Source organism: Shewanella insulae, assembly GCF_009831655.1.
In the GTDB taxonomy this organism is placed as follows: Bacteria; Pseudomonadota; Gammaproteobacteria; order Enterobacterales; family Shewanellaceae; genus Shewanella; species Shewanella insulae.
In genome coordinates this window covers 164,549-187,087 of the sequence record NZ_WRPA01000008.1, presented here as the reverse complement: position 1 = coordinate 187,087, position 22,539 = coordinate 164,549, and the positions used below count along the sequence as shown (strand labels likewise).

Annotated in this window: 18 protein-coding genes; 6 read left to right on the top strand and 12 right to left on the bottom strand. The window is 48.8% G+C overall.

Annotated features, from left to right (window positions below):
* Positions 1 to 6: 6 nt before the first annotated feature.
* The 8 genes from GNT65_RS10805 to GNT65_RS10770 form a co-directional block, all read right to left on the bottom strand.
* Entirely contained in the window at positions 7 to 1,299 is a 1,293-nt protein-coding gene (locus GNT65_RS10805) for a pilus assembly protein TadG-related protein (RefSeq protein WP_244952156.1), read from the bottom strand.
* A gap of 29 nt (positions 1,300 to 1,328) precedes the next feature.
* Entirely contained in the window at positions 1,329 to 1,616 is a 288-nt protein-coding gene (locus GNT65_RS20655; protein WP_239872196.1) for a hypothetical protein, read from the bottom strand.
* Positions 1,617 to 1,631: 15 nt separating this feature from the next.
* Positions 1,632 to 3,089 carry a type II and III secretion system protein family protein gene (locus GNT65_RS10795; RefSeq protein WP_181006239.1) on the bottom strand — a complete coding sequence of 486 codons (1,458 nt, stop codon included), beginning with the start codon at positions 3,087 to 3,089 and terminating at the stop codon, positions 1,632 to 1,634.
* Positions 3,090 to 3,138: 49 nt separating this feature from the next.
* Positions 3,139 to 3,984: a Flp pilus assembly protein CpaB gene (gene cpaB, locus GNT65_RS10790; protein ID WP_160796078.1), complete on the bottom strand. Its 846-nt coding sequence runs from the start codon at positions 3,982 to 3,984 to the stop codon at positions 3,139 to 3,141.
* A gap of 50 nt (positions 3,985 to 4,034) precedes the next feature.
* Positions 4,035 to 5,375: an ATP-binding protein gene (locus GNT65_RS10785; protein WP_160796076.1), complete on the bottom strand. Its 1,341-nt coding sequence runs from the start codon at positions 5,373 to 5,375 to the stop codon at positions 4,035 to 4,037.
* Between the two features lie 11 nt (positions 5,376 to 5,386).
* Complete coding sequence (locus GNT65_RS10780; protein ID WP_160796074.1) at positions 5,387 to 5,950, bottom strand: A24 family peptidase; 564 nt, start codon at positions 5,948 to 5,950, stop codon at positions 5,387 to 5,389.
* A 99-nt stretch (positions 5,951 to 6,049) separates the two neighbouring features.
* The gene (locus tag GNT65_RS10775) at positions 6,050 to 6,247 is read right to left on the bottom strand and encodes a Flp family type IVb pilin (protein ID WP_160796072.1); all 198 of its coding nucleotides are present in this window, start codon (positions 6,245 to 6,247) and stop codon (positions 6,050 to 6,052) included.
* 579 nt (positions 6,248 to 6,826) lie between these two features.
* A complete protein-coding gene (locus GNT65_RS10770; protein WP_160796070.1) occupies positions 6,827 to 8,335 on the bottom strand; it encodes a L,D-transpeptidase family protein in 1,509 nt (502 codons plus the stop codon).
* Between the two features lie 317 nt (positions 8,336 to 8,652).
* Between GNT65_RS10770 and GNT65_RS10765 the strand changes: the two genes are divergently transcribed.
* Positions 8,653 to 9,018, top strand: a complete 366-nt coding sequence (locus tag GNT65_RS10765; RefSeq protein ID WP_160796068.1) for a hypothetical protein — start codon at positions 8,653 to 8,655, stop codon at positions 9,016 to 9,018.
* 48 nt (positions 9,019 to 9,066) lie between these two features.
* Positions 9,067 to 11,235 (top strand): sulfatase-like hydrolase/transferase, encoded by a 2,169-nt coding sequence (locus tag GNT65_RS10760; RefSeq protein ID WP_160796066.1) that lies wholly within the window; start codon positions 9,067 to 9,069, stop codon positions 11,233 to 11,235.
* Positions 11,236 to 11,422: 187 nt separating this feature from the next.
* On the opposite strand, the gene gmhB is transcribed toward GNT65_RS10760, so the two are convergent.
* A complete protein-coding gene (gene gmhB, locus GNT65_RS10755) occupies positions 11,423 to 11,974 on the bottom strand; it encodes a D-glycero-beta-D-manno-heptose 1,7-bisphosphate 7-phosphatase (RefSeq protein WP_160796064.1) in 552 nt (183 codons plus the stop codon).
* A gap of 173 nt (positions 11,975 to 12,147) precedes the next feature.
* Between gmhB and GNT65_RS10750 the strand changes: the two genes are divergently transcribed.
* Complete coding sequence (locus GNT65_RS10750) at positions 12,148 to 13,467, top strand: aminopeptidase P N-terminal domain-containing protein (protein WP_160796062.1); 1,320 nt, start codon at positions 12,148 to 12,150, stop codon at positions 13,465 to 13,467.
* Between the two features lie 724 nt (positions 13,468 to 14,191).
* Positions 14,192 to 17,131: a ricin-type beta-trefoil lectin domain protein gene (locus GNT65_RS10745; RefSeq protein ID WP_160796060.1), complete on the top strand. Its 2,940-nt coding sequence runs from the start codon at positions 14,192 to 14,194 to the stop codon at positions 17,129 to 17,131.
* A gap of 74 nt (positions 17,132 to 17,205) precedes the next feature.
* Here GNT65_RS10745 and GNT65_RS10740 read toward each other — a convergent pair whose 3' ends face one another.
* From GNT65_RS10740 to GNT65_RS10730, 3 genes are all read right to left on the bottom strand, one after another.
* The gene (locus GNT65_RS10740; protein WP_160796058.1) at positions 17,206 to 17,796 is read right to left on the bottom strand and encodes a uracil-DNA glycosylase family protein; all 591 of its coding nucleotides are present in this window, start codon (positions 17,794 to 17,796) and stop codon (positions 17,206 to 17,208) included.
* Between the two features lie 171 nt (positions 17,797 to 17,967).
* Positions 17,968 to 19,335: an NAD(P)/FAD-dependent oxidoreductase gene (locus tag GNT65_RS10735; protein ID WP_160796056.1), complete on the bottom strand. Its 1,368-nt coding sequence runs from the start codon at positions 19,333 to 19,335 to the stop codon at positions 17,968 to 17,970.
* Positions 19,332 to 20,372, bottom strand: coding sequence for a proline racemase family protein (locus GNT65_RS10730; RefSeq protein ID WP_160796054.1), 1,041 nt, complete (start codon positions 20,370 to 20,372; stop codon positions 19,332 to 19,334). The genes GNT65_RS10735 and GNT65_RS10730 overlap by 4 nt, the downstream gene beginning before the upstream one ends.
* 204 nt (positions 20,373 to 20,576) lie before the next feature.
* Between GNT65_RS10730 and dapA the strand changes: the two genes are divergently transcribed.
* Both dapA and GNT65_RS10720 read left to right on the top strand, forming a co-directional pair.
* On the top strand, positions 20,577 to 21,491 hold the full coding sequence (dapA, locus tag GNT65_RS10725; RefSeq protein ID WP_160796052.1) for a 4-hydroxy-tetrahydrodipicolinate synthase: 915 nt from the start codon (positions 20,577 to 20,579) through the stop codon (positions 21,489 to 21,491).
* 21 nt (positions 21,492 to 21,512) lie between these two features.
* A complete protein-coding gene (locus GNT65_RS10720) occupies positions 21,513 to 22,514 on the top strand; it encodes a 4-hydroxyproline epimerase (RefSeq protein WP_160796050.1) in 1,002 nt (333 codons plus the stop codon).
* Positions 22,515 to 22,539: the final 25 nt, after the last annotated feature.

Here is a 22,539-nt window from a genome sequence, read left to right as displayed (position 1 = left end):
ATTCTCCTAGGAGTCTGGGCTATCAGGATCTTTATAAAGCACTATTGTATGATTATTGCTGACGAAATAGGGATCGACCGATGCATTGCCAGTTCCTGGGCACTCGGTCACAAACTCCCCAACTACAAAGGATTCTTGTCCACCTTGGTCAACATCTTGTACTAAGAAAAAACAGCCCGTGGTTTTAACTTCAATGTCATTACGTCCATTGGTCAGTCCATCGCAAACACCAATAACCACTGGCATCTCTCTGCGATAATTTGCGTCTATGGTACTGTCTATACAATTATCGATATTGTCATCCGCTAAATATTGGCTATGACTGTAGTAAGCGGCGCTAGGGTTCGCTATGTTACCATCGGCATCAAGATTAATGCGCTCTCCCTGACATATGTTGCGATCTCTTGGGTGATCCGTGGAATTTAATCCCCCGCCTTGCCACTGACCAAAACGGGTATTCAGACCTTGAGACACAGGGCCAACATTATTACCAGGCTCTGTCGGTACGAAATCACCTGCTCCGACACAGCTATTAGTAGAGTATTCACCCGCCAGCGCCGCGCGCATAACATCGGCCCCAGTGCCGTCCAAGGCTAATAACTGAAAATTACCTGGCCCGATAGCTTCATCACTTGCCTGCGCTGAACCCGACTTCATGGCGTACAGACTGTTAGTCTCTATGCCATATGGGGCCGGTACCTGCTCTCCATTTGGGCCAGTTACCGTATAATCGGGATCATCATTCACTGCACAAACCAATAAGGGCACAATTTTATTGTTGCAGGTTATATCAGTACTCCGCCCCGCGACCGCTGATGCCCTAACACGTTTATTGAAACTTAACAGTTGGGCAAGAAAATTATCTAAACCAACATTTTCAACTCTCACTCTGACATATTCACTCCCTTCGATAGTGACAGGAATAAAGGGGTCGGGTAAGACAGAGAATTCAATCGAGATGTTACTCGTGACATTAGTTGTGCTGTAATCGGCTGGACTAAAGCTGATATTAGTTTCAAGCTCATTGTTTTCTACAAACGCAAGATTCTGTGACAACATACTCACTGCCGCCTGCCTCGCTTGAGCTAGCGTTGCACCGTTATCTAGTGCTTTGGCGGCATGTAGAGCCGAGGCATCCACAGCATTTTGTAATCGTCCCTTGCTTAGTAACATATGAGCACCATCCAGAGCTAACGCGGCCACTGCAAGCAACGAAAATAAGCCTATGGTAAACATCACCAAAATTGCACCGCGTTGATGCCTTACACCTATATGCGTTATCGAGTCCTTGCCTGACATGCCATACATATTTGATCTCCGACTAATAATTATTCAATTATCATCGAGGTGCCTAGCTCTTTAGCCTTAGTGGGATTTTCACTACTCTTGCGATAATTCAACATCACTTGACGACCATAGTTACCCTCTAAACTTAAGACTAATCCGTCGTTACGCTCAGAGGCTTCAGGATCGAGAACTTGAACATCTCTCACTTGTAAATAGCTATCTCCCATCGAAAAATTGTGTTCATTAGCACAAGCAGATACAAGTAGACTGAATACAATAATAGATAGCCACCTGTTCACTTCACTCGCTCTGGCATTAAATTTATTCATACTCATAGCTCCAATCTAAAGTGAATGACCATATTTTTGTTGAGTACCACTATTTTCAATTTTGATATTGGACATCACAGGCTCATAAGGCGTATCAGCCTTATTCTTAGGACTCTCTTTGGTAGAGCCTTTACCCAATAGGTAAAACTCGACATCCGATGGAGCAACAAAGCCATCTGTGGGAAGGACAACATCCTTTTTATTGAAAGGTCTCACTAAGCGTGGCGTCACTAAAATCACTAGCTCTGTCTGGCCACTTCGAAAGCTCTTGCTCGAAAAGAGTTGCCCTAATACGGGAACATCGCCGAGACCTGGCACCTTATCGATATTCTCACGTAAGGTGTCGCTAATCAGACCACTGATCGCTATCGTTTGACCATCGGCTAGCTCAACGGTTGTAGCTGTGCTGCGTTTAACCAGGGAGGGAACAATTAAAACAGACGTGGTATTACTCCCTGATATCGAAACAGAATTAGAATTACTTAATTCGCTTACGACTACGTCCAAATTTAAATTTATCTGGCCTGAATCCAACACAGTGGGTAAAAACTTTACCCCAACACCAAAATCACGATATTGAATCGTAGTGCTACCATCTTTGTCTGGCACAGGAACGGGAAACTCGCCTCCGGATAAGAACTCGGCCGATTGACCACTCATGGCAGTCACATTAGGCTCAGCTAACACCTTGGCTAACCCATTTTGTTTAGCCACATCGAGGGCGAAGTTCATCAGTAAGTCTTGGTTAATATACTGAGCGAAAAAGCCTTTACTGGTTACTCCACCAATACCCGAATCGACAAATCCACCACCGCCACCAACGACGCCGCCGGACAGGTGAGAACCTTGATTAAAGATCAAAAACTTTGAATCAAACTGACGCGCAATTTCACGTTGAACCTCGGCAACGACAACTTCTAACATGACTTGATGACCCCCACCAATTGTCATCATGTTTAATACCGTACTTTTAGGTTTGCCTATGGTGGGCGATGCATCTACATACGCCTGGGCTAACTCCATAGCAGTATTCATCTTTTGCAGGTTGGAGGCTTGACCACTTAAGAGAAGTTGTCCTTGAGAAGTTTGTACTGCCAGTTTTTCCGTTGGCAAAAACTCATGCAATCGCAATTTTAATCCGTTTAAGTCATGGGTCACTTCAATATCCATAACACTGGTTAATATTTCATTTTCATCCCAAATCATCACATTGGTACTACCCAACTTTTTACCCAATATATACAAGTTATTTTTAGGTAATAGCTTGATGTCGGCGATCTCAGGATTCCCCACAGAGACTCTTTGTACTGATTTAGGTAGTGGTAAAACACGAGACTTAAAGATAGGGATCTGTTTTAACTCTTTTGCTCCCTCAAACGGCCCACCAGCCAATACAGGTAGATGCATCAAGGCCGAAATGAACACCAAGAACACGCATCCTAGTTTCCAATTTTTGCCAGTCGAACGCAGCATAGTCCGCTCCTCTTCACCCCTTGGGTTATATCAAATAAGTTTCAAGCGATTATTCATTTACCTTTACTTCTTGCTCATTTATCCCTTTTAATATTAATACCTTAGACTTTGAGCTCGGCTGTATATACACCACTTTTTCAGTTGGTATTGATGGCTTAACAACTACTGGCGGAGCCTCAACAATAGGCTTCATCGACTCAGACTTAACAGATTCGTCTTTTTCTGCATTGAGTAAAGCCACCTCAACTTGTGCATCATCATTAGGGTTTCTTAAGGCTAACTGCAATGAGCCACGTCCTTTTGCAACCAACAACTGTTCCGCTTGAGCCATGCTCAACTCTAAGGTAACCGCTCGAACCAGCACGGGTTTATTCTCATCGTTTGACGCTCGTTGATCGATGGCCAAAATCTTTACATTAGAAAGCACCACATCGGTCTTATAATCCCCCTCTTTAAAAAGGTTAATTACATCTACTCGGTTACCTGGGAGCAAGAAACCTGCTACGCCAACTACATCGTTTACCCTTATGGTAACCGCTCGCATATTAGGCTGAATCAGGCTAGCTAATGTGCTCCCCTCACCTTTATTGATCAGTTTTTCTTGGCGTAAAATCTCACCAGGATACAGCTTTTGATTTACGACTTTTCCTTCGGCATCTTCAAACTTAGTCACAGAGCCCTTAGGCACTATGCCTTCAGGAACAGCGGTGAGAACTAAATGCTTGCGATCGACAATGGTCCCCATAGGCACCAAGCTAGACACTGTTACCACGCTGGTCGTATTTTCCACATTGGCAGCACTGCTGTTGGACTCAAGCCAATTTTGAGCGAGGAAAACCGCTATCACACCAAATATCACTGACAAGACGACAAATAGAATCGTTTTGTTATTCATAATGAACTCCCGTCGTTAACCATAATGTCAACTAAGACAGTGCCTTAACATCAACTCTCAACAAAATATATGGACCATGCTGAGTCGATGAGAGACTGTGTCACCACTGGTTCGAGCTTCATAAAACAAATTTGGTCAAACATAATCCCGAGAAGATCTCGCGGATAACAAGGAATCAAAGGCTTAGCAAACTTCTGATGATATTCCCTCAGCAGGTATGTAAATGCCTCTTCGTCACAGCTCAGCTCTAATTCATCACATACCTGAAACCAAATCTTGCGGTAGAGTGACTCATCCAGTGCATCAAAATGGATCTTGTAACCAAGTCGCCGAAGAAATGCTTCGTCGACTAACTCTTTAGGATCAAGGTTAGTAGAGAAGAGTAGAATTAGCTCGAATGGGATCTCAAAATGTTCGCCAGACTGTAGGCTCAAAAAATCTCTATGTTCTTCCATCGGTATGATCCAACGGTTAAAGAGTTGTTTCGCACTGATGCGTTGTCGCCCTAAATCATCGAGTAACAAGATGCCATTGTTGGCCTTAAGCTGCAGTGGGGCCATATACGTCCGGCTATGGGTATCAAATTGTACCTCTAGCATTTCAGCCGTAAGCTCACCACCTGTGATCCTAAGCGGACGTTGGCATTGAATCCATCTTGGATCATGGCCACTGCCTAAATCTAATGGGTTATTCGTTGCCTCAACTTCGGTGCGATGATGCAATTCAGGGTCAAAGACCTGAATGATTTCATTGCCAATAGCAATCGCATAAGGAATTAACACAGCATCGCCCAAAGTCAGATTTAGGTTACGACACAGATAACTTTTACCTGTCCCAGGTGGACCGTATATCAATACAGGACGACTGGAATTCATTGCAGGCCCAATTTTATAGAGTAGGTCTTGCGGTAACACGAGCGCTTTAAGCCCTTGCTCAAGCATCTCATAGGTAATGGGGCGCGCTCTGCTAGATTGTTGTTTACAGATGGGAATGTATTGTTTAAGGGGGACGGGAGCCAGTCCGAGATAACCGCTGCGGCTAAAAACTAACTTTGCGTGAATCTCGCCCGTATGACTCAAGGCATAGCGCATCTGGCCATCAGCCGTCGTTTGTCGGTTTTCGACCCACCCTAGCTTCTTGGCGGTATCGAGCAATTGTTGCAAGATACCTCCCGTTATGCCCATTTTGGCGACCATCAATTCTTTAGTGACTACACCTGCGGTAAATATGTGTTTAACCAATAAATCTAATAATAATGCTTCAGATAAACCTGTATCATCTATGGAAATAGGCTTGGGAGCCAACTTACTCACATCACCAATATGTTCATGGTCTCTAGGCAGAGATGATGATTGAACATCTACAGAATGACCCACATCCGATTGCAACATAATTAGACTTCCTATCCCAAATAATGACTTAACTGCAAATAGACACTTGGCAAATCATAGTTAATACTGCAAGCCACCAGCCAGCCTATGGCCAATGCCGGTGCATAGGGCACTTTCTGCCCTGCTGCTTCATTAGGCTCAGGTTTAAAATAAGTTCTGCAATAAATACAGTCCCAATAACGTTTAAGGGTGTTAACAACACCACTCAAACCTGTTCGCCACAACACAAGTAATATGCTAGTGACAGCTCCTGCGGCGACGCCATATAAGAGACTCCACGCCAAAAGCTCTGGCCCCATAAGGGCACCAATTCCCATCATCAATTTAATATCGCCAGCGCCGAGTAGCCTAAAAATGAAGACAGGAAACAAAATAATAAACGCCAGTGCAAAACCAAAACCGGCTAACAGCAAGCCATTGAGCTGTGCATAATATCCATTGATGGCAAAACCACAGAAAATCGCCGCAAGGGACAAGGCGTTAGGAATACGATGCGACCTTAAATCTGTGGCGATGGCTATGATGAAAAACAGCGCCGCCAACGTGATTTGAAGTAATAATTGGGCATCTGTCATTGAGATCGTATCTCTTAGATAGGCATTAAAAATTATCCAAATAGCATAGGTGCCTAGTATTCAAGTCAAACTAGGCACCTCTATCACAAGCTAAATGCCTTAATTAGTGGTGCAGTCAGTGCTAGCCCCGTTAACTGCAGAAGCTAAACACTCAATCTTATCTGTTGCGTTATCACCTAATAGGTTAAACGCGGCAATCATCCCGCCCACAACCAGGCCACCGGCAATGGCATATTCCACTGCCGTTAGGCCACTTTCATCTTCAATAAAATCTTTAAATAAGCTTGTAAGGTTCATAGTTTTCTCCTAACGACCCCAAGAGGCACTCAATTCAGGTGCTGAGCAGGACTCCTAGAAGCGAGCATAGTTTACGACCTGTCTCACCTAAACCCGCCTCGTTCACCTTGCTCACTATCAGCTCCATCACTTCATATCCATCAGTGCCATGACTTGCTACCGAATATGTGTTCCTGTTGCCAATTATTAATGATGACAGAGATAAGGTTTACTACCCGCAACCTAGCCTGTCGAACAGCAATATTGGGAAAACCGCATAATCCAACATTGCCGTTACATTTAAGGGTAGCAAAATTTTCACGATGCACAGATTAAAAAACAAACAACTTTAAGAGCGTTATTGTGCTAAGGGGGGAAGCTAATTTTTATTCAAACTAAATGAGTTAAGAAAGCACTTAGTAAGGAGTGATAGCGAGTCGTCGCGAGATTTTGTCGTAAGAAGAAAAATTAAGACTTGATAGTACATTGTGTATTTGACGGCGAAAACCAATATCAAAACACCAACCAAGTAAGTCAAAAGTATTAACTAGGCAAGAGCTAAATACTTAGATGGATATTAAAGTGTTTATAGGCGATGGCCTATAACCCCAAATCTGCAACAGGAGCTCTCTCGACTAAAGGTGAATTCAACTCGTAGATATCCGGGCGAAACTGCACCACTCCTCGAACATCGATCCAAGTCGTTAAATAGGTTACCAACACGGGTAAAGGCTCGGCGAGCTTAAAATAACGCGGCGATTTTTGTGCTAACGCCTCTTTGATAACTGCTGGTGACTGATTGATGTGCCGAGTTAATAGGTAGTTGACTAAGAGGTCCGCTTTCTCTAAGCGCACACAACCATGACTCAAGGCTCGTTCTTGACGCATAAATAACTTCTTTACAGGCGTGTCATGCAAATAGATGGCTTCATTATTCGGGATCGAGAATCTGTATCGACCCAATGAATTATTAGCACCTGGTTGCTGAACAAGTTGATACTCACTCAGTAGCGCGGCGATTTGCTTAGAAGATTGGTTTGCCAATGGTATCGCCAAAGAGTGACCTTGGCTGACCTTTCGCAGCTCAAATCCATGGGCGGCAAGATACCCAGGTGTACGGCCATGTTTAGGCAGTAACTCTCCGTAGACAATACTTCGAGGTGGAGTCCAAGTTGGATTCAGTGTCACCAGATCCAGTGTTGTCACCATTTGCGGCGTCGGCGTCTCGGGTTTACCCACAATCACCCGCATACTCAATACACTGGTCTCATTGTCCATTATCTGTAATTGATACGCAGGAATATTGACCCACAAGTATTGTTGCGGCAACTGTATTGGTAATGCGAACCAGCGAAATAATGCCTGGCGCAGATGAGCAATTCGCTGTGAAGGTGATACCTGCAGTGCTTTTCGGGTCAAACTATCGAGTTGCCCACTTTCAGGTATCCCGTGCCTTATTTGGAAATGCTTTATGGCACTGACGATTGCAGGATCATAAATCGCATCTCGATAGGCGTTAGATGGTTTAGGTGGCAAGTCGCCTAATTGACTGAGCATCCACCGCAACTTGGCAATTTCAGGCGACCGCTGCCCTAAACGGTATTGCCTCGAGGATATGGCCGGCCATACATAAATTTCAAGTTGTTGATAGCGCCGAATTTGTTCACGCAACAATTGCACCTGCTTATGCTCAGGTAGCATTCCATCGAGTAACTCATGCAGCTGCTGAGTTTGTACTGCGCGACGTAATTGTCGAACATTCGATAAGGCTTCATTTCCCTGCCCTAGCCTTAATGTTTTCAGCATTTCGATAAATAGTTGCGAATACCTGTCGTCTAAGTCTCTTGTGGCTTGCGCCCCCTCCTTAATCGTCGACGAGCCTTTGTGCTGCCAAAACCCCAGTTCTTGTGCTAATGCAAGCATATCTATGGTTAACGGCTTTGGTCCTCGCTGATCGAACCAAATAAATTCAGGCTCACTAGCAACAGGATGCTGGTTTATCTGCGCTGCCATATTGTCTGCGGCCAGCGCAGATTGACTAATAAGATTCAGGCTAACGCTAACTAAACAAGCCAAAACGGTCAGCATATAAGATAAGAGGGATTTCATATTGTCGAGCCCACCCTATTCAACAGAGAAATATAGAGACGGTATTCACCAGTAACATTATAGGAAAATCACGCTAACTCACTGTGGTTAATGCTTCTACTTCTATGGCGGCAAAGAGACGACTTAAGCGTCACAATTAGCTCAGGTTTAGTTCAGGCATTGTGTTATGACAAGATTATTCAACCTAATAACAGCTCAAAATATTGCCCTCGAAATCGCCTCCGTATCATAGATAAATTCTTCATCTATACTTTACCCATCTGACCCCTCATCACGCTACACGTAAACAACGTGATATTAAAAGGACGATAAAATCCATGGTAATGATGGAGTTAACTAAACAGCAGAGACTTCAACTGGCATTAGTTTTGTTGATCATTGTATTACTGCTGGTGATTATCTATCCCGCTCTCACTGTGGCAAATGCTCGTTTTACGCTAAAAACCGAGGTCGAATCTGGCGCGACATTAGCTGAACGCTATTTATTGTTAGGTGATTGGCCCTCTGGCAATGAAAATGGTTTATTGAATAATTTCAATGACTTTCAGGTAAAAACAAAATCATCAACCAATGACTCAATAAAAATGTCTCGCAGGACATCAAATGCACTAACAGTAAGAGAACATTCTGTTGCCCCATTGCAGCCCACACAACAACCCAAGAAGAATGAAGAAGGAGATTAGTATTGAGGTGCTTTAAGCATATACGCCGTAATCCAATAGAGAGACAATATGCCTGACGCAGCAGAGCAAGCCATAACATCGACTAATGCCGTCTCCCTCAAGCGTACTTTCTTTAGAACGCTGGCAATGCTCATTTTTTTGATGGTCATTGCGATTAACTATAAACAATTATTGCAGCATTATTCCGCCTTTTCCCTTGCCAATGCCATGACACATATCGAACCTGAGCATCTGCTCAGTCAAGGGTTGATGTTAGACCTCACTCATTTTGCTCTTGTGGTGTTTATACTACACGCATGCTGGGCTTTGGTGATCACCCTTTCCTGCCGTCCGTGGTTTGTCATCTCCTCAAATGACAACGTCAAAACACAAATTTGGTTAGTGCTGTTACTACTGCATTGCATTCTAGTATTGTCAGCAAATGCCTACTTTTACCCGACATCATTACTGGGTTTTTTTCGTGGTACACCGCTAGCGACTGGAATCACCATAGCCACCTTGGGTCTCTTACTGTTTGCAAACTTTATCTATGCGTTGCTGGGCACACTAGCTAGCCATAACAGAAGAACGAACACCCTGTTTGTGGTTAGCCTACTGGTATTTAGCTTAGTGCCTATCTATTTATTTACTCGCAACACAAACACACCTGTTTTTTCTACGAGTAGCGATCGGCCTAATATTTTTATTATCGGTATTGATGGTTTACGCCCAGATCATCTTGCCTATCGCGGCGCCGATACATCCCTAGCACCTGCATTGAATCAGTTACTATCTAAGTCATTAATTTATGATCGTACCTATACGCCACAGGGCCGCACTTTTGTGGCCTGGATGGGGGTTTTATCAGGTTTATATCCGACAAATAACGGCGCCAGGTTCAACCTTGCACCGCCAGAACTCATCAATAAGCCATTTCCCATATTAGGGCTATTAGCAGATGCTGGCTATCAAACCACTTATGCCATAGATGAACGTCGCTTCAATCAAATTGATGCCAATTACGGCTTTGATCGTGTGATTGGCCCTAAGGTAGGCGCAGCCGATGCGATTATAGCGAATGTGGCCGATCTTCCTTTGGTCAACTTGGCAATTAACTTGCCGTTGTTGCGTAACTTGTTTCCTTACCTCTATATCAATCGCGCTTACGGTAAAACTTATGATCCCTTACTGTTCAATCATGAGGTTTTACACACTTTGTCGCTCGATAAACCAAATTTTTTAGCGGTACATTTTTGTCAATTACACTGGCCCTTCACCTCAAAAGATTTTATCGAATTAGATAAAACTCGCTGGGATGGCAATTACAACCACTATATGTATGGCGAAATGGTTAGAAAAGTCGACATGCAAGTGGCTGACTTTATCGCCAAATTAGGTCGGCGAGGGCTATTAGACAATGCCGTGGTGTATCTGCTATCGGATCACGGTGAGGGCTTTTTGTTGAGTCAAGATAGACTCGCGGCAACCGACACTGAGGTACGAACATCCCATCCTGAGCAGCCTACAGCGCTCAACGTTGCGGCCTGGGGACATGGCACGAATATTTTATCTCAGGAGCAATCACAAGTGGTACTGGCGTCATTAAGGTATCGAGACGGTAAACCTGTAAACCCAGTAGGAAAAATAGATGGTCTGTTTTCACTGATTGACGTTGCACCTAGCATAGTTGCCAACCTTTCTCCTACAACCAGTGAGACAATATCTTCTAAACGCTTGAAATTCGACGGCCAGCCACTTCCGCACGATTTAACACAATCACTGCGCCCGAACGATAACCAGCGACACATATTTGTCGAGTCATCATTACCGGTTAGGTCGATTAATACCAGCTTTATTGATGATAAGAAGGTGATGTCAGAAACCGCCTCTCACTACGAAATAAGAGAGGATGGTCGAGCCGTGATGAAGCCTGAGTCCTATCACAATAATATTCAGTTAAAGCAGCGTTCAGTTTATGCAGGGCACTGGCAACTGGTCATGCTACCTAAGGATGAGCGGCTTATCTTAGTCGATACGGCAAACAAACGCTGGCATAACCTAAGTGAATACGCGGGTGATGCGCCTTGGGAGACTATGCTTGATTCACTATGCCAACACTATCACGTCGATTTTATTGACACACCGCGCAGCGAATGTAGCCCTTCATTTAAGCAGAGCCTAATCAGAAACAACTCAGATAACGCACGATATGCCAAGGGAGAAAATTCATCCCGCTGAAGGCAGGCAATCGTCTAGATAATAAATAAACCGGTTCATCTTGTGGTATTACAGACTGTACTTAAACCTTTAGGCATCTTCCCTTGGCAAATTAACCACTACGCGATGTGTCGGCAGCAATCGGTGCGATTGCTACCGATAAAACAAAGCTATGCGTTAGAAAGCGCACTCTCCTCCATTAAGGCTCTTACAGAGTACTTAGGTAGCTTGGCACATCGGCGATAGAGTCTAAGACGACTGTAGCCGCGGCGATAGCTTCATCTGTTACCGTTTTGCCGGTGCGCACTAAGATACGGGTCGGCACCCCTGCCGCCTTGGCAGCCAACATATCGTCACGCTTATCCCCCACCATGACAGAGCGGCTCAGGTCTAGCTTTAAAAACTGCGCCGCACTCTTGAGCATGCCGGGTTTAGGCTTACGGCAATCACACTCCTGCTTATACTCGCCAATGCCTTTCTCACTATGATGAGGACAGTAATAGATGCCATCTAACTCGACACCTTTATCGGCGAAATTCCAGTCCATCCATTCGGTCAGGCTATGAAACTGATCTTCAGTGTAGAGTCCACGGGCAATGCCCGACTGATTGGTCACCACCACCAGCTTATAGCCTTGCTGCTTTAACGCGGCGCACGCATCGAATACTCCCTCGACATATTCGAAATCATCGACCCGATGCACATAACCATGGTCGATATTAATCACTCCATCTCTATCCAGGAAAACGGCACGATTCACGAAAACTTCCCCAATCCAACTGAACCCAATAATTTGTTGGCCATTATTATCACACTTGAATCAACAAAATGCACCGCACAATCACGAATAAAGTCGACAGACACTAGTAATGGATAAAATATGCAAATATAGTTAACCCATTCGTAAATAACTACAAAGAATTAGGGATAGAGATGCCCGCAAACAGCCAATTCACAATTAGACGCCAACGCCTCATGGATAGCCTACCCGAGGATAGCTTTGTGATCCTCACAGGTTATCAGCAAAAGGTGCGCAGCAAGAACATCAAGTATCACTTTCGCCAAGACAATGACTTTCTCTACCTCACCGGCTTCAACGAACCCGATGCGGTAGCGCTGCTCTACCGTGGCCCCCAAGGCGAGATAATCTACACCTTGCTCTGCCGCCCTAAGGATCCCCAGCAGGAGGTCAGCTTTGGTGCCAGGGCTGGCGTTTCTGGCGCCATAGAAGATTTTGGTGCCACCCAGGCCTTTGACATCGCCGAGTTAGAGAGCGTCATCGCCACTAGCCTCACTCATCAGACTCAGGTATTTATCAGCGACGAGCAGGGCCGTTTTAATCATAAAATTATCGGCTGGTGCAACGCCCAGCGTCATGGCAGCGCCTTCGATACGCCTAAGTGCTTTCGCAGCATCACGCCGCTGGCAAAGCACCTGCATCCACTGAGGGTGATCAAAGATGAGGGCGAACAGGCGGCGATTCGCGCCGCAGTCAACGCCTCCATAGACGGCCATAAGGCGGTAATGAAAGCCTGCCGCGCAGAGATAAATGAGGCGCAGCTCGCCGCCACCTTTAACTATGCCATCGCCGCCCACGGCGCTAACGAGGTCGCCTACCCGAACATAGTGGCGGCGGGCGACAACGCCTGCTGCCTGCATTATGAAGAGAACTGCTGCGAGCTCCAATCCGGTCAGATGCTGCTTATAGATGCCGGCGCCGAGCTCAATCACTACGCCGCCGATATCACCCGCAGCTATCCGGTAGATGGCCGCTTTACGCAGGCGCAAAAAGCGATCTACCAACTTGTGCTCGATGCCCTCGATGCCGCCATCGCCAAAGTCAAACCCGGCACCCCATGGAATCACCTCTATGAGACCTGTATGCAGGTGATGGCCCGCGGTCTCATCAAACTCGGCCTGTTACAAGGGAGCTATGAGGAGGTGATGGCCAGCGAAAGCTATAAGCGCTTCACGGTGCATAAGACGGGGCACTGGCTGGGGATGGACGTCCACGACGTCGGCCCCTATCATGATGACGAGGGCCACTGGCGTAAGCTTGAGCCCGGGATGATCTTTACCATAGAGCCTGGCATCTATATTCCGGCCTCAGCCACTGATCTACCTGAAGCCTATCGCGGCATGGGGATCCGCATCGAAGATGATATCCTGGTCACCGTTGACGGCCATGAAAACCTGTCCCGAAAGGTGCCGCGCACTATAGCTGAGATAGAGACGTTTATGCAGCAAAACTAACAGCTGTACGCTCAAAGTCATCATCCTCCAAGTCCCTGCACTATCGCCAAGCGAGTATTCCAGATGCTCGCTTTTCTCACCCAAGTCAGTCAAACCTGTTTCCAAACATCAAATTGAAACGAGCGTTTAGAATATTAACGCATAAAAAAAGAGCAAAACCTTTCTATTTATTATCTTTATATCATCGGCTCTCTCGGCTAGGTGCGCTTTACAAAGCGCAAACAGATGACAATAGCTTAGTGCTATTTATACGATTCAAACAATAGCTTCGCCAGCAACGGCTAGAAGCTAGCCTAACCGGTAAACTCACGAGCGAGAACAAGATGGCTAAATAGCGGACTTTCTCTTGCCTAACGTTAGATAAATTAAGGTAGGAGTTACCGGCAATAAGAATGGCAGCCAACATCGTTTTAAACGTCAAAATCATGGCCGTTCTAAGCCAGTTCAATCAGAGAGCTGCCGCCTCACCCAAGCATTTCGGTGTGACCAGGGTTCACCCTGAACGGCTCGCCAACTCAACGAATGAAAAACAGTACTTTTCTACTATATGAATGATTGCTGAACTATCTCAATTTATGAACAGCTGTACACTTTTTGTTCTTTTCGGTTTGAGCCTTGGAGTTATTTCGTCGGTAACTCTTAACAGTTGAGACAATTTGGCACAGCGATCACCTGAGTCGTTTTCCAGGATACAAAAATTCATATAAATATAAGGACATGTACAATGAAGGTAAGCACAATAGCCTCGCTATTCATACTGACCCTAAGTATGGCCACGCCCGCTCTCAGTTGGGCGAGTGACGACAACCCTGTGCATTCGCTCGCCCAGGGGTGTTACGCCATCCAATCGCCACAAACAGGCAAATTTGTTCATCGCTATACCAGCGGTGGTTTGGTCAACGACGGTCAGAGTTTCGGCCTGTTCGACGCAAGTCTGGCAAAGGCGGGGCGTTTCTATTTTAAACCCACAGGCTTAGACCACTACATGATGACAGACAGCGAAGGTTACTATCTCGCCGCCCGTCTGCCATACCATATCACCGCAGGCACCTACGCCGGTAAGTTTGCCGAGTGGCGCACCAATGCAATTCCCCAGGTCGATGGAAGCTATCGTTATCGTTTTACCGTGACGGGGCTCAACCGTACCCTGAGACACAATTACAGTTCAGACAGCCTCTACTTTGTCGATGAACTCAATCCCTACAACTACACCAGTGAAACCGACTTCATCCTGGTGCCACAAACAGATTGCACGCCCTTTCCCGAGATCCAAACCAATGTCACTGGCAACCTGGATGCACTAAAGGGTGACGCATCCCAACCGGTAAGAGGCTTTATCGATCCTCATACCCATATCACCTCCTATGAGTTCATGGGGGGGCGCTTCATGCACGGCAAGCCTTTCCACAGATTCGGCGTCGCCAGCGCCCTCAACGACAGCAGCGGTGTACACGGCAGCTGGGGCGCATTAGATATCATTGGTAATCTAATGGCCTATAACGATGTCAATTATCGATATGATACCCGCGGCTGGCCCGATTTTCCCCATTGGCCCAACTACAAACAGATGAGCCACATGGGCTATTACTACAAGTGGCTTGAACGGGCCTATCTTGGCGGCCAACGCATGATAGTGACCCATATCGTCGAAAACGAAGTCCTGTGTAACATTCAATCCTCAGTCAACCCAGCCGCCTGGGTGGGACACAATAGCTGTAACACCATGGACAGCATACGCCTGCAGATCCAGCGGCTCAAAGAGATGCAAACCTATATCGATGCACAGGCCGGCGGCATAGGCAGAGGCTTCTTCAGAATAGTGACCTCACCCGAGCAGGCCAGAGCCGTGATTGCTGATGGAAAGCTAGCCGTACTCATGGGTATCGAAGCCTCGGAAACCTTTAACTGTGGCATAAAAGACAACTGCGACCGCGCCGATGTCGAACGTCAACTGCAGGAGATCTATGATCTCGGGGTACGCGTCCTCTACCCGACCCACAAGTTCGACAATCGATTCGGCGGCTCTCGAGTCGAAGACGGCTTGATCAATGTCGGTCAGGTGCTTAGCACTGGCTATGCTTTCGATACCCAGGAATGTGATGCAGACACCCACGGCCCCGCCATGACCTCCGGCTTCCCGCTATTGGGCTCGATTCCTGTGATTGGTGACATCGCCAACAGCATAGTCAATCCCCAATATCAAGCTGACATAGAGCACTGCAACCAACAAGGCCTATCCGATCTCGGTGTCTATCTGGTTAATCGCATGATAGATAAGAAGATGTTGATCGAACTCGATCATATGAGCGAGAAAACGGCTTCGTCAGTGTTAGCGATCGCCGAAGCGCGCCAATACAGCGGCGTGATCTCTTCCCATAGCTGGATGACCCAGGGTAAAAACGGCGAGTTGCACAATAACCTGAAGCGTGCGGTGCAGCTTGGCGGCTTCGTCACCCCCTACAACTGGACTGCAACCGAGGTTGCCAAGACCATAGGTCAATATTTGGATGAGGTGGAGCAGACGCCTTATGTGCATGGTGTGAGTTTTGCCACCGACATGAGTGGCCTGGGTAATCAACCCGGCCCCCGTGACGACGCCGACATCCACCCACTGAGATACCCCTTCACCACAGAGTTTGGCCTTGTCATAGATAAGCAGCAATCGGGTAACCGAACCTATAATTACAATCTCGACGGCATGGCCCACTATGGCATGGTCGCCGATCACCTGGAAGATATTCGTCAGCAGGCTCCAGCGCGTATCTATGAAGCCGTGATGCATTCGGCTGAGGCCTACCTGCAGATGTGGGAGCGGGCCAAAGCCAACCGGAGCAGCGACTACTATGATCCCCTGCCTACCTATGTTCGTATCGTCAACTGGAGCAGCGGCAAGTGCCTGGATATTCCCGGCAACGATGATAACCTGTTTAACGGACAAAAGGTGCTGCAATACAGCTGCCAATACCACTCGGATGACCAACAGTGGATCTATGATAAAGCCGCACAAACCCTGCGCAGCCGCGTCGATCCCAACATGTGCCTGGACAACCGGAATCAAGCCTACAACAACGGCAACATAGGCATCAGTTTCTGTGATGGCAGCCTGAGCCAGCGTTGGTTCTACGATGGCTACTGGCTCAGAGCAGAGAAAGACCGCAGCTATGTTATCGATGTCTGGGGCAACAGCAACAACGACTTTATCGGTAGTTGGCAGTTTGATGGCTCGAACAGCCAGGCCTGGGAACTGCGCACAGAGAAAACCTTGTATACCTGGAGCACACTGCGTACCCATCAGAGTGGACGCTGTCTGGATATCCCCTATGGCAATCTGACCAATGGCAACACCCTGCTGCTCGACCGCTGTCACGGCGGCAACAACCAACAATGGTACTATGAGCCCAAACAGGGAACGCTTCACAGTAAACTAAACTGGAACAAGTGTGTCACCCTACTCAACGGCAACACCGCCAACGACACCCCCATAGTCATCGCCGACTGTAACAACTCTGCCAGCCAGCAATGGAATAACGACGGTGGCTATTTCAGATCACACCTCAACCCTAACAAGGTGATCGATGCCAATGGCAGTGGAGATAGGAGTGAGATCAGTATATGGGACTATCACGGCGGCTCAAACCAGCGTTGGCGCAACGTACTCAACTAATTCCGCTATAGCCAACAAGCTGTAGCCAATCACGCCAATCTCATCGGCCGGTAACAGCCAGCCGATGAGTTTCTTCATTTAACGCCTAATGAAATGGCGCTCGCCACCCTCGCCTTGAGCACAGGCAATAATTCGGTTTCGAACCAGGGGTTACGCCTGAGCCAGAGATTATTGCGCGGGCTGGGATGCGGTAGCGGCATGATCTGGCTGCCATGGCGCCGCCAGTCTCGCACACACTCGGTCACGCCTCCGCACTGCTTGCCGAAATGGTAGGCCTGGGCATATTGGCCAATCACCAGGGTAAGTTGAACCTGCTTAAGGTGCGCCAGCAAAGATTCTCGCCAGGCAGGTGCACATTCGGCCCTTGGCGGCAGATCCCCTGAGCGTCCCTTTCCCGGATAGCAAAATCCCATGGGGATGATGGCAAACAGGCTTGGGTCGTAAAATTGCTCGCGGTCGACACCAAGCCAGTCTCTTAACCTGTCCCCACTGGCATCGTCGAAGGGAAGCCCGCTGGCTGCTGCCTTAGTGCCCGGCGCCTGACCAACAATCAATACCTTGGCACTCGATGCTGCCTGCAGTACGGGCCGCACCTTATGGCTAAGATGCGGCTGGCAGATCTGACAGCGGCCAATACGTTCGAGTAGTTGATCTAAGGTTTCCATCGGGGCTCCGGAAAAAATTTATTGGACACTATAATGCTAAAGCATTGCCGAACCTAGCGCACAAGTAAGCCTTTATATATTCAACCTTTCAGACAAGCCTTCACGTACCTTTTATCTATTATCCTTTGGCACCTTTTTCTTTGCCCCTAAGAGTGCCACTCCTACCAGCGTTTAAAACCTGTCGATGCGGTAGGGGCTCATGTCCACCAAAGGCTTCTCCCCCTTGATGGTCTTTGCCATAAGCTCTGCTCCAAAGGCGGCCCAGGTGAGCCCCAGGTGTTGATGACCAAAGGCGAAGAAAATCTTATCGCTCTTGGGTGAGGCGCCCAGTACAGGCAGGGAATCGGGCAGAGACGGCCGAAAGCCCATCCAACGTTCCCCCTGGGAAGTTTTCGCGCCGGCCAATACGCCTGGTAGCAGCGCCTTGGCATGGGGTAGCAGACAGTCGGCCCTAGCCTCCACCAGCGGCGCCTTGAGGCCACCAAATTCGACCGTGCCCGCTAAACAGGTGCCCCGGCTCATGGGGGTGATGATGAACTTACGCTCAAAAGAGGCCACCGGCCGCTGTAAACGACTTTGCTGTGGCATCATAAGATGATAGCCCCGCTCGGTTTCCAGCGGCACCTTGAAACCAAGCTGCCGCGCCAGGGGTTTAGACCAGGCGCCGGCGCTAAGCAGCAACTTATCGCTTTGATAATTTGCCCCGTCTGCCACACAAACGCTGACGGCTTGCTCGCCTTGCTCGTCTTTCTCGTATTTGCCGCCCTCTATCGCCTTATCAACATACCTTAAACCTGTCACCTCGCCGATCACCAGCTCGCCGCCCTGCTTGCTAAACTGCGTCGCCAAACGCTGACACAGCTCGGTGGGATCCTGTGTATGGCCGACATCGGTAAACCATAACCCGTGCTTGATATTTGGGCTGAGATCCGGCTCTAGCCCCCTCACCTCATCGCCGCTGAGTAGCTTGACCGCCACCCCGGCAGCGCGGTAACTCTGATATACCCGCTCGACCTCGATAGATGGCGTCTGCTCAAACACCAAGAGACTGCCCTCTAGCTTAAGCAGCTCAGGACAAGCACAGTCGCTCACCAACTGCTGCCAGGCAGAGATACTCTTTTGATTTAAGGCCTTGATCGCCGCCGAGTTATGGGCGCGTCTGGCGGGCAACATATTGACTAAGAAGCGCATAAACCAAGGTAGCGCCTTAAGAAAATAGCGCGGCTGAATGCGAAACGGCCCTAGCGGGTCGAGCAACATGCCGGGCAACTTAGGTAGCATCGCCGGGTCGGCTAGGGGAAACACCTGCTCGGTGGCGAAATGACCCGCGTTGCCGAAGGAGGCGCCGGCGGCTACCCCTTGCTTGTCGATGACGCGCACCCTAAAGCCTGCCTTTTGCAGGGCGATGGCATTGGCGAGACCTATGATACCCGCGCCGATAACCGTGATGTCCGCGTTTGGGGTAGAGGGAACGCTGGCCTGCTCAACTTGCTCTCGCTCCGTTAACCCATGGTCTGTCATATGATTAGTGGTCATCATCTGAGCATAAATCCCTGCTGAAACTGATCCTTAGGATCTAAGATAAACTCATGACGCCCGGTAATAAAGGCGCGGCCGCTCACCTCGGGGATCACCGCCGCCTTGCCATAAAAGTCGGCGTTGTCCAGCGCGCTGACCTGCATGGCACCATCGACGATACTCTCAATCTTCAGGCGCTCGCCAAGTTTAACCTCACCTCTTGCGTGTAAAAGTGCGATCCGCCCCGCGACCCCAGTGCCCGTTGGCGAGCGATCCACTTCGCCATCGGCAAAGACGCACACGTGTCGCGAGTGGGCATCATTGGAGCTGGTCTTATTCGAGGTAAATATGGTGCCATAGAGGAAGCCTAAATCCGCTTCTAATGGATGGGCTAGCGGATGCTGAGCCATCACGGCGTGCTTGATGCGCCGCCCCCAATCGATCAGCTGGGCGACATTTTCCGGCGCGCAGCTTAAATTCAGCGCATCGGCATCGACATAGGCATAGTAAGCACCACCGAAACCTATGTCGTAAGCCACCTCGCCTATCCCCGCTACGGTTACGCGACAATCGAGCGCCTCCGCCCATGAGGGCACGTTACGAAAACTCACCTTGAGCTCACCCATCTCATCGCGATAGGCCTTGGCATGGATAAGCCCAGCCGGCGCATCTATCTTTATCTCTCTTGGTGTATCGCCCAGCACTAAGGTGCCCGTCTCCAGCGCGACCGTGACTATTGCCAAGATGCCGTGACCACACATGCTGCTGTATCCCTCGTTATGGAGAAACAGCACGCCAAAATCGGCGCCGGGGGTGACAGGCGCTGTGATGATGGCGCCGTACATGTCGGCATGGCCCCTGGGCTCATGCATCAAGAGCTTACGATAATGGTCCAGATGCGCCGTGAGATAGCGACGCTTAGCTAAGATGGTATCTCCCGGGATCTCGGGATACCCCGAGAGCAGGATCCGTAAAGGCTCGCCTTCGGTGTGAGCGTCGAGGGTCTTAAATCGGGTACAAGACTCCAGAAAGTTAGGACTTAAATCTAATAGGCGCATCGGGACTTCCTTTGTTATTGTTTGTATGCAATATATAGTATTTATCGGTGAGAGATAAAAACATAAATAGCGGCAATCTCATCAAGGGGCTTTTCTTCCCCTTAAAATTGTATACAATATACTATAGCTTTTGGTAAACGCCAAAACTTGATATCACTTTTTTCGCCGCGCACGTTGCACGGCAATATCTATAGAGGTCTGAACATGAAAGTAAACTGGCAAGGTGTATTCCCAGCAATTTCTACCCAATTTAATGACGATGGTTCGATCAACTATGAGTCGAACGCAAGAATGCTGGAAGACCTCATTCGTGACGGTATCGATGGGGTGATCGCCCTGGGTACCATAGGCGAGAACGCCTCCCTTTCTCCGGAAGAAAAACGTGAATTCATCAAGCACACGGTCGAGACGGTCAATGGCCGCATCCTGGTGCTGTCTGGCTGTACCGAAAACACGGCCCAGCAAGCGGCGAAATATGCTCAAGATGTCGAGGCCCTAGGTGTCGATGGCCTGATGTTACTGCCCGCCATGGTCTACCGGGGCACAGATCGCGAGGTGATCGCCCACTACCAGCATGTTGCACGCTCAACCAAGCTGCCTATCATGATCTATAACAACCCTGTGGGTTATGGCGTCGACATCAACCTTGAGATGACCGCCGTGCTGGCTGAAGAACCAAACATAGTAGCCATCAAGGAATCGACCACAGATACCCGCCGCCTCACCGAGCTACAGAGCCGCTTCGGCGATCGTTTCAACATCCTCTGCGGTGTCGACGATATCGCACTGGAGAGTATTTTGCTGGGCGCTACAGGTTGGATCTCGGGTTTGACCAATGTCTTCCCAAGAGAATCTGTTACCCTGTTTAAACTAGCCCGTGCCGGTCGTATCGACGAGGCCCGTGAGATCTATCGCTGGTTCATGCCGCTGCTGCGCCTGGATACCATTCCGACCTTGGTCCAGTGCATCAAGTTTGCCGAGCAGATCGTCGGCCGCGGCAGCGAGAATGTGCGCCTGCCACGCATGACTTTAGTCGGCGAAGAGCGTGCCTATGTGGAAAAGGTGATGGCTGAAGCCTTGGCTACCCGCCTGGATCTCGACAAGTACAACCTCAACTAATTTCAGGGGAGTATGGCATAGATGTTAAAAGGTACCTTCTTTTGCGTCGATGCTCATACCTGCGGCAACCCGGTCCGTTTGGTCACCAGTGGCCATCCGGATCTCAAGGGTCGCACTATGAGCGAGAAGCGCCAGGATTTCCTGGCGCAATATGACTGGATCCGCAAGGCGCTGATGTTTGAGCCCAGGGGCCATGACATGATGTCCGGCGCCTTCCTCTACCCTCCTTGCAGCGACAATGCCGACGCCGCCATCCTGTTCATCGAGACCAGCGGCTGCCTGCCCATGTGCGGCCACGGCACCATAGGCACCATCACGGCGGCGCTCGAATCCGGCCTGTTAACCCCTAAGACGCCAGGGCAACTCACCATAGACGTGCCCGCCGGACAGATAAAGGTGGAGTACCAGCAAACCGGCCCTAAGGTAGATTGGGTCAAGATCTTCAACGTACCCGCCTATCTGGCGCACCGGGATGTGGTGCTGGATATCCCTGACCTCGGGCCACTCAAGATAGATGTCTCCTACGGTGGTAACTATTATGCCATCGTCGACCCGCAGGCCAACTTCCCCGGCCTGCGCCACTGGAGCGCTGGCGATATTCTGCGCTGGAGCCCGATCGTAAGAGAAATCGCTCACAAAACCCTTAGCTGCGTGCACCCGGACGACCCCACGGTTAACGGCGTCTCCCATGTTCTCTGGACCGGTGACACCATAAGCCAGGGCTCCAGCGGGGCCAATGCGGTGTTTTATGGCGACAAGGCGATCGACCGCTCGCCCTGCGGCACAGGCACCAGCGCACGTCTGGCGCAGCTCTATGGCCGCGGAGAACTCAAGGTGGGTGACGAGTACACCCACGAGAGCATCATAGGCAGCCAGTTTGTCGGTCGCATAGAAGCCGCCACCAAAGTGGGCGAGTTTGACGCCATCATGCCAAGCATCAAGGGTTGGGCGCGGATCACGGGGCACAACGCCATCACGGTTGACGATGACGATCCCTATGCCTTCGGTTTTCAGGTGGTCTAACCGGCCCCAAATAAGGACAAAAGCA

What these genes read in the sequence shown, in the direction of transcription:
- GNT65_RS10805 (WP_244952156.1), bottom strand. Translation starts at nt 1,299, where the DNA reads ATGTCAGGCAAGGACTCGATAACGCATATAGGTGTAAGGCATCAACGC.
- GNT65_RS20655 (WP_239872196.1), bottom strand. Translation starts at nt 1,616, where the DNA reads ATGAATAAATTTAATGCCAGAGCGAGTGAAGTGAACAGGTGGCTATCT.
- GNT65_RS10795 (WP_181006239.1), bottom strand. Translation starts at nt 3,089, where the DNA reads ATGCTGCGTTCGACTGGCAAAAATTGGAAACTAGGATGCGTGTTCTTG.
- cpaB (WP_160796078.1), bottom strand. Translation starts at nt 3,984, where the DNA reads ATGAATAACAAAACGATTCTATTTGTCGTCTTGTCAGTGATATTTGGT.
- GNT65_RS10785 (WP_160796076.1), bottom strand. Translation starts at nt 5,375, where the DNA reads ATGTTGCAATCGGATGTGGGTCATTCTGTAGATGTTCAATCATCATCT.
- GNT65_RS10780 (WP_160796074.1), bottom strand. Translation starts at nt 5,950, where the DNA reads ATGACAGATGCCCAATTATTACTTCAAATCACGTTGGCGGCGCTGTTT.
- GNT65_RS10775 (WP_160796072.1), bottom strand. Translation starts at nt 6,247, where the DNA reads ATGAACCTTACAAGCTTATTTAAAGATTTTATTGAAGATGAAAGTGGC.
- GNT65_RS10770 (WP_160796070.1), bottom strand. Translation starts at nt 8,335, where the DNA reads ATGAAATCCCTCTTATCTTATATGCTGACCGTTTTGGCTTGTTTAGTT.
- GNT65_RS10765 (WP_160796068.1), top strand. Translation starts at nt 8,653, where the DNA reads ATGGTAATGATGGAGTTAACTAAACAGCAGAGACTTCAACTGGCATTA.
- GNT65_RS10760 (WP_160796066.1), top strand. Translation starts at nt 9,067, where the DNA reads ATGCCTGACGCAGCAGAGCAAGCCATAACATCGACTAATGCCGTCTCC.
- GNT65_RS10750 (WP_160796062.1), top strand. Translation starts at nt 12,148, where the DNA reads ATGCCCGCAAACAGCCAATTCACAATTAGACGCCAACGCCTCATGGAT.
- GNT65_RS10745 (WP_160796060.1), top strand. Translation starts at nt 14,192, where the DNA reads ATGAAGGTAAGCACAATAGCCTCGCTATTCATACTGACCCTAAGTATG.
- GNT65_RS10740 (WP_160796058.1), bottom strand. Translation starts at nt 17,796, where the DNA reads ATGGAAACCTTAGATCAACTACTCGAACGTATTGGCCGCTGTCAGATC.
- GNT65_RS10735 (WP_160796056.1), bottom strand. Translation starts at nt 19,335, where the DNA reads ATGATGACCACTAATCATATGACAGACCATGGGTTAACGGAGCGAGAG.
- GNT65_RS10730 (WP_160796054.1), bottom strand. Translation starts at nt 20,372, where the DNA reads ATGCGCCTATTAGATTTAAGTCCTAACTTTCTGGAGTCTTGTACCCGA.
- dapA (WP_160796052.1), top strand. Translation starts at nt 20,577, where the DNA reads ATGAAAGTAAACTGGCAAGGTGTATTCCCAGCAATTTCTACCCAATTT.
- GNT65_RS10720 (WP_160796050.1), top strand. Translation starts at nt 21,513, where the DNA reads ATGTTAAAAGGTACCTTCTTTTGCGTCGATGCTCATACCTGCGGCAAC.